Annotated in this window: 7 protein-coding genes; 4 read left to right on the top strand and 3 right to left on the bottom strand. The window is 73.0% G+C overall.

Annotated features, from left to right (window positions below):
• Positions 1 to 26 precede the first annotated feature (26 nt).
• Complete coding sequence (locus ACFC1F_RS40160) at positions 27 to 1,040, bottom strand: ArsR/SmtB family transcription factor (RefSeq protein WP_376166331.1); 1,014 nt, start codon at positions 1,038 to 1,040, stop codon at positions 27 to 29.
• A gap of 84 nt (positions 1,041 to 1,124) precedes the next feature.
• Between ACFC1F_RS40160 and ACFC1F_RS40155 the strand changes: the two genes are divergently transcribed.
• Positions 1,125 to 2,198 (top strand): alpha/beta hydrolase family protein, encoded by a 1,074-nt coding sequence (locus ACFC1F_RS40155; protein ID WP_376166329.1) that lies wholly within the window; start codon positions 1,125 to 1,127, stop codon positions 2,196 to 2,198.
• Positions 2,199 to 2,404: 206 nt separating this feature from the next.
• On the top strand, positions 2,405 to 2,575 hold the full coding sequence (locus ACFC1F_RS40150) for a hypothetical protein (RefSeq protein WP_376166327.1): 171 nt from the start codon (positions 2,405 to 2,407) through the stop codon (positions 2,573 to 2,575).
• Between the two features lie 8 nt (positions 2,576 to 2,583).
• On the opposite strand, the gene ACFC1F_RS40145 is transcribed toward ACFC1F_RS40150, so the two are convergent.
• The gene (locus ACFC1F_RS40145) at positions 2,584 to 2,961 is read right to left on the bottom strand and encodes a hypothetical protein (RefSeq protein ID WP_376166325.1); all 378 of its coding nucleotides are present in this window, start codon (positions 2,959 to 2,961) and stop codon (positions 2,584 to 2,586) included.
• Positions 2,962 to 3,193: 232 nt separating this feature from the next.
• A complete protein-coding gene (locus tag ACFC1F_RS40140) occupies positions 3,194 to 4,303 on the bottom strand; it encodes a mechanosensitive ion channel family protein (RefSeq protein ID WP_376166323.1) in 1,110 nt (369 codons plus the stop codon).
• 552 nt (positions 4,304 to 4,855) lie between these two features.
• Between ACFC1F_RS40140 and ACFC1F_RS40135 the strand changes: the two genes are divergently transcribed.
• Together ACFC1F_RS40135 and ACFC1F_RS40130 are read left to right on the top strand one after the other, a co-directional pair.
• Positions 4,856 to 5,851 (top strand): helix-turn-helix domain-containing protein, encoded by a 996-nt coding sequence (locus ACFC1F_RS40135; protein WP_376166321.1) that lies wholly within the window; start codon positions 4,856 to 4,858, stop codon positions 5,849 to 5,851.
• Positions 5,852 to 5,977: 126 nt separating this feature from the next.
• A complete protein-coding gene (locus ACFC1F_RS40130; RefSeq protein ID WP_376166319.1) occupies positions 5,978 to 6,592 on the top strand; it encodes an RICIN domain-containing protein in 615 nt (204 codons plus the stop codon).
• The last annotated feature ends 98 nt before the right edge of the window (positions 6,593 to 6,690 follow it).

The raw sequence follows: 6,690 nt of genomic DNA, 5'->3' as shown, positions 1-6,690 counted from the left end.
GGTGTGGGTTGTTTTTTTTTTATACCTCACCGTTGGGGGCGTGGGGGGGGGGGGGGGGGGGGGCGCGGCCGGGTTGCGGGCGCCCCGCCCCCCGCAACCAGCGTGCCGAGGGCCGTGCGCTGGTGGGTGACCGAGCGCCCTGTGCGGGTCGTCGTCGCCATGCCCGCCGATCTGAGCGCCGCCGCGTGGGACGAGGCCGTCGCGTTGCTGACGTGGAGGGCGCGGGCCAGGGACGTCGTGGTGTGAGGCTCGGCGAGGAGGCGCAGGGCGTCCAGCCGGGTGCGGCCCAGGACGGCGGCCGGGGTCTCGGCGGGGACGGCCGGACGCCCCGCAGCGGGCGGGAGCCCGGGACCGGCCGGGTACGTCAGGACTGCGGGACGGCCCGGGGTGTCCTGAAGAAGCGGGCCCGCCGGGTGGTGGAAGGTGGGCAGCAGAACCAGGCCGCGCCCGTCGAGGCAAACGTCGCGGTCCGGTGTTGCGCCGGGCCACTCCCACGCGCCCCCGTGGAGCCGGCTGCCCGGGGCCAGGCCGGTCAGCGTGGCGGCCACGCCGTGCTCGGCGACCGCCAGGGCGTAGCGGGTGAACTCCTCACGGTGCAGATCCTGTACGACGGACCAGACCGGGGCGAGGACCGTCTCGTACGCGGCCTGCTGGGCGCGGTGCAGGGTGCGCCAGGCCGTCTCGTCGCCCGCGTGCAGGCTGCGGATCCAGCGAGGGGCGGGCACCGCCCCGTAGACCCGCTCCAGCTCGGAGCGGACGAGACCGGGGTCGGCGGCGCGGATCTGTTCGAATCCGTCGGCCATGGTGTCGCCGAGGACGTCGAGGAAGGAGGGCGGGCGGCCCGCCGGAACCAGGTCGGCGAGCGGGTCGGTCGCGGCCGGGAGGGAGCGCAGGACACGGCCGCGCCACGGCGCGAGCAGAGGCCCGCCACGCCGGGTCACGGCTGTCGTCAGGGCGGCGTGCAGCTCCTGGAGCGGCGCCGGGCGGGGTGCGAAGCGGATCCGGGCGAAGTCCTGCGCGGTGAAGTGGATCCGCAGCACCCTCACAACTCCTCGTCCTGGGCCAGCCTTTCGGCCAGGGCCTGAACCTTCGCATCGTGACGGCCCCCGCCCAAGGATGCTCGTATGACTTCTCGACGCACTCTTCTGAAAGGCACCCTATTCGGGAGTGCCGCCGCCCTGCTGCCCACGGCTGCGTCCGCCTCCGGCGGCGGCTCGGTCCTCCGGCTGCCCGCGCCCGCCGGCCCGTACCCCGTCGGCATGCGGACGGTCCACCTGACGGACCCTTCCCGTACCGACCCGTGGGTGGGCGGCGTGCGGGAGTTGATGCTGACCGTCCTGTACCCGGCCCGGTCGGTCCGCGGCTTCACCCGTGCGCCGCAGCTCACCCCGGACGAGGCCGCGATGTTCGCCGAATACGCCTCGGGGCGCCACCCGGGACTGCCGAAGCCGGGAGTGGTGGACTGGGGCGCGGTCCTCACCCACGGGCACGTGGGTGCGCCGCCGCTGCCCGGGCGGCGGCCGGTGCTGGTGTACTCACCCGGCGGCGGTGACTCCCGCACGCTCGGCACAACCCTCGCCGAGGACCTGGCGAGCCACGGCCGGGTGGTCGTCCTCGTCGACCACCCCGGTGACGCATCCCAGGTGGAACTGCCGACCGGGTTGCGGACGACCGTCCTGATCGGACCGCCGGACCCGGAGACCTTCCGCACGATGGTGGACACCCGGATCGCGGACCTCCGGCTGGTCCTGGACCGGCTCGGCGACCTGCCGCTCGCATCGGTCATGGACTCCTGCCGGATCGGACTGTACGGGCACTCCGCAGGCGGCACGGCGGCGGTGTACGCAGCCCGCCACGACCGCCGGGTCGGCGCGGTGGCGAACCTGGAGGGCTATCTCGACCTGTACCCGACGCCGGTCGAAGCCGACCGGCCGTTGCTGCTGCTGCGCACCGACGGATTCGAGGGCGCCGCTCGCATCGAGTCCTCCTGGGCGGGCCTTCCCGGCCCCCGCGTGCTGCTCGCCGACGCGAACCACTGGGCGTTCACCGACTACGGCCCGCTCGTCGCACGGCTCCGAACCGCCGGTCTCGTGACAGCGGCAACGCAGGCCGCGCTCGTCGGCACCGGCGACCCGGCCGTGACCCTCGCCGAGGTACGACGCCGGGTGGGGACCTTCTTCGCCCGCCATCTGTTGTAGCCGGACTGCGTCGCCGCCCGTGAGAGGGACGCCATTGGACGGGGCGGCGCCTCTGTGGCGGCCGGCATCGGCGGACGGGAGGGAGGGGAGGGGACGGGACGGGACGGGGCGGGGCGGGACGGGGCGGGACTTGGACGGGGCGGGACTTGGACGGGACCGGGTGTCTCGGGGACATTGCTCGCGGGCCGGCTCGCCCGGTGATTCGGGTGCGAGAGCCGCTCGCCCGAGGGGTTGTCGGCCACGACGCCGCCACCGCCAGGCTCAACAGCCTCGCCCGAACCCGCGCCGACGGCCGGCCCCAACCGGTCAACCTCGGCATACCCCTCGTCACCGACACCCCGTCCACGACAGGGGAACAACCCGCCGCCGACCGCTGACATGCCTGTCACCAGATGAGGATGCCGCCGCCCATCGCGCTTGCACGCTGGGCGGCCGCCTCGATGATGGCCAGCCGCTCGTAGATCGCGTGCCTGTGTTCCTCAACCGTTCGCACCGGTTCCGTCTCTGTGACGATCCGTTCCAGATTCTCGCGGAGCAGGAAGCACTCGCGAAGGAACTCGGGGACCTGCTCGGGTTCGACCGTCAGGTCCGCTTCGGCCAGGACCGGCAGGAACGTGGCTCCCAGCGAGCGCACAACTTCCGTGCCCCACACGCGCGTACGCCAACTTTCGAAGCCGGCGGAGTCTGAACCTCCATCCGGAACATCCTGTATCCGCCTCTTACCGTTCGCATCAAGAACAAAGACATCCACCGACAGGCTCATGGGCGAAGTGGATCACACCGAGGCCCAGGCAGGCCAAGGGATTCGCGGCACCCCCACCAGCCGGCCCCAGCACCCCCGAAGGGGTCGTATGCCCTGGCCTCCCGCACGGGCTCCCGCCGGCCACCGCCCGGCGAGGGCGGCGGCCGGGGCGGTCGCACCGCCCGGCCCGGGTCTGCGCCGGACCCGGTGGTTCAGCCGTGTACGCGCTTGAGCGGGCTTGCCCCCGCGCCGGCTACCGCGGCCGGTCCGCCGGCACCTCGGACGACGTGTCCCGCTGGTGCGGAACCGGCGTGGGGGACGACGGTGCGTCCGTCCCGTCCTGCTGGAGCGAGACGGTGCGCGTGGGCGCGGGGATCGAGATGCCCTCCGTGCGGTACCGCTGGTGCAGGCGCTTGATGAACTCGTGCTTGATCCGGTACTGGTCGCTGAACTCGCCGACGCCCAGGATCACGGTGAAGTTGATCCTGGAGTCCGCGAAGGTGTGGAAGCGGACGGCGGCCTCGTGGTCGGGCACGCCGCCGCTGATGTCGGCCATCACGCTGTCGACGACGTCGAGGGTGACCTTCTCCACGTGCTCCAGGTCGCTGTCGTAGCCGACCCCGACCTGGACCAGGATCGACAGCTTCTGCTCGGGCTGGGAGTAGTTCGTCATGTTCGTCCGCGCCAGGCGGCCGTTGGGGATGATCACCAGGTTGTTCGACAGGTTGCGCACCACGCTGTTGCGCCAGTTGATGTCGACGACGTACCCCTCCTCCCCGCTGGTGAGCCGGATGTAGTCACCCGGCTGGACCGTCTTCGAGGCGAGGATGTGCACACCCGCGAAGAGGTTGGCGAGGGTGTCCTGCAACGCCAGCGCGACCGCGAGACCGCCCACCCCGAGCGCGGTGACCAGCGGGGCGATGGACACCCCGAGGGTCTCCAGGGCCACGAGGACGCCCATCGTCAGCACCACGATGCGGGTGATGTTGACGAAGATGCTCGCGGACGCCGCCACGCCCGTCCGGGACGCGGCCACCGACTGCACCAGCCCGGCCACCACCCGGGCCGCGCTGAACGTCGCGATGACGATGAGCACGGCCGTCAGTGACTGGTCGACCAGCCCCCTGATCCGCGCGGTGAGCGGCAGGGCCGAAGCGGCCACCGCGGCCCCGGCCATCACGGCCGCCCACGGGACGATGGTGCGCAGCGCGTCGACGATGATGTCGTCCCCGCTCCACTTGGTCCGGCTCGCGTGCTTGCCCAGCCACTTCATCACAGCCCGCAGTACCAGAGCGGCCACACAGCCGGAGGCCAGCGCGATGCCGGCCACCACCCAGTCGTGCAGGACCAGGCCCCGGGTCACCGTCCTGCCCCCGCAGCGTGGAGGGCAAGGGAACGGGCCGCCGCCGGCCGCCGTATGTGCTGTGTCGTCACTTGGTCGCCTGTCAGGTCGTGTTTGCGTAACCACGTTGGAACGGATGTTCGCATTCCGAACGGACTGCCATCCTGCCCGATGGCCCGGCCGCCGCCACAGCCGGACCCCGGCATTCCGCCCGCCCGGCGGCCCCGCCCACCGCCGCTACGCCTCTGAACCGGTATCCACGAAGCCCCGCCGGAACCCCGCCGCCGACCAGGCCGAACGCCACGTCCTCACCCGCACCGCCCGGAACCGCACCGACGCCGAGGTCCCCTGCGAAACCGTCCCGTAGGCCCGCCCGGCACCCGATCCCCGCGGCCCGCCTCGCCGTGTGTCCGCTGTCGCTGTGGGCCTGCCGGCGCGTTCGAGCCGGCTCCGGGGGCGGCCTGCTGCGCCCGGTGGGCGGCTCGGTCCGGGTGCCCTTGCCCGTCCGCTGCGCCGCCGCTGTTCGCGGTGTGACAATGCCCGTACCAGGGAGGCGAGTCGGGGAGGGCAGGCATGCTGGCCGAGACGGTGTTCCGGACCGAGGACGTGGCGCCGCCGGACCGCTTCGAGTACTGGCGTCAGCAAGTCGTGCGGATGATCGCGCCGTTCGAGGCCCGCACCGGGCACGCCGCCGACTTCCGGGCGGAGTTGCGCGTCCTGCCGCTCGGTGAACTGGCGCTCTGGACGATGGAGCACCCGCCGATGACCGCGCTCCGGTCCTCGCGGCTGGTCCGCGCGTCCGACGACCCCGAGCTGTACATCCTCTCGCTCCCGTTCACCGACGCCGCATCCGTGGTCCGGTCCGACGGCCTGGGCGCCTACCGTCCGAACGACCTGGTACTGCAGGACAGCGCGCAGCCCAACGTCCTCCGGGTGAGCACCGACGATCCGGGGCAGCGGATCAGCGGGGCCTGGGTGACCGTCCCCCGGCGGGCGTTGCCACTGCCGCCGGACAAAGTCGCCGGGCTGAAGGCCCGCCGGATGCCCGGGGACGAGGGCGTGGGGGCCCTGCTCGTCCAGCTGCTCGCCGGCATCGCCGCCGACACCGGCGTCTACCGGGCCTCCGACGCACCCCGGCTGGGTGTGGCCGCCCTCGACCTGGTGTCGGCCCTGCTCGCCCACCACCTCGACGTCGAGGACGCCGTGCCGCCGGAGAGCCGGCGCCGGGCGCTGACCCGGCGCATCCGGGCGTTCATCCACGCCCACCTGCACGAGCCGGACCTCAACCCCGGCGTCATCGCCGCCGCCCACCACATCTCGGTCAGCTACCTGCACCGGCTGTTCGAGGGTGAGGAAGAGACCGTCGCCGCCTGGATCCGCCACCAGCGCCTCGAACGGGCCCGCCGCGAACTCGCCGACCCGGCACTGGCCGCGACACCCGTCCACGTCATCGCGACCCGCTGCGGGTTCACCCGCGCCGCGGACTTCAGCCGGGCGTTCCGCGGCGCGTACGGGCTGCCGCCCCGCGACTTCCGCCACGGCGCGGCGGCGGTCGGGAGTGGACTCTGAACCAAGCGGCAGTGGACCGGGTGCTAACGACATCCCGCTGCCGCCGCAGCAAGCTGATGGTGCGTCCACCGCGGGGGATTGACGGCGGACGCGAAGCCCATCAGCACCCTTGAAGGGGGACAGCACATGTCCAGCAACGGACTCCGCAAGCACCGGCTGTCGGCCGTCGGCGGCGGTCTCGCCGCCCTGACGCTCGCGCTCACCGCCCTGGGCGGCGGCCATGCCTTCGCCGCACCGCAGGACGACACCGCCGGCGCCAGCACCGGGTCGGGCCCGCTCACGCGGGCCGACGAGGGCATCCTCGCCGCCCGCGGCGGCACGGGTCCGATCCTCATCAAGAACGCCAGCGGGAAGTGCCTGGAGATCGAGGGTTCTTCCAGCACGAACGGCGCCCGCGCCCAGCAGTGGACGTGCAACGGCCAGTCGGGCGCGGTGTGGCGCCTGGACCCCGTGAAGGACAAGCCCGGCTTGTTCCACATCAAGAACGTGCACAACGGGAAGTGCCTGGAGATCGAGAACTCCTCGCACACGAACGGGGCCAACGCCCAGTTGTGGTCGTGCCACGAACAGGCCGGCGCGGAGTGGGAGTTCCGGGTCGGGAAGGACGGGAAGACCGTCTGGTTCAAGAACACCAGCGGCAAGTGGCTGGAGATCGAGGGTTCGTCCGGCAAGAACGGTGCCCGCGCCCAGCAGTGGACGGACAACGGCCAGAGCGGCGCGCGCTGGACCATCTGGGGCTGAGCCGCAGACCGAGCGGTGGGGGGCCCCCCGGGGGGGGCGGGGGCCCCCCCGGCGGGCGCCAGACGGGCCGGGGGGGGGGGGGGGGGCCCGGCCCCCCG

Origin of the sequence: Kitasatospora sp. NPDC056181 (genome assembly GCF_042266225.1) — a bacterium.
Taxonomy (GTDB): Bacteria; Actinomycetota; Actinomycetes; order Streptomycetales; family Streptomycetaceae; genus Kitasatospora.
Note: the sequence above shows the minus strand (reverse complement) of the source record. Positions and strands in the feature narration are given on the sequence as shown.

Excerpts from the sequence above, each read along its gene's own strand:
- ACFC1F_RS40155 (WP_376166329.1), top strand. The coding sequence starts at position 1,125 with ATGACTTCTCGACGCACTCTTCTGAAAGGCACCCTATTCGGGAGTGCC.
- ACFC1F_RS40145 (WP_376166325.1), bottom strand. The coding sequence starts at position 2,961 with ATGAGCCTGTCGGTGGATGTCTTTGTTCTTGATGCGAACGGTAAGAGG.
- ACFC1F_RS40135 (WP_376166321.1), top strand. The coding sequence starts at position 4,856 with ATGCTGGCCGAGACGGTGTTCCGGACCGAGGACGTGGCGCCGCCGGAC.
- ACFC1F_RS40130 (WP_376166319.1), top strand. The coding sequence starts at position 5,978 with ATGTCCAGCAACGGACTCCGCAAGCACCGGCTGTCGGCCGTCGGCGGC.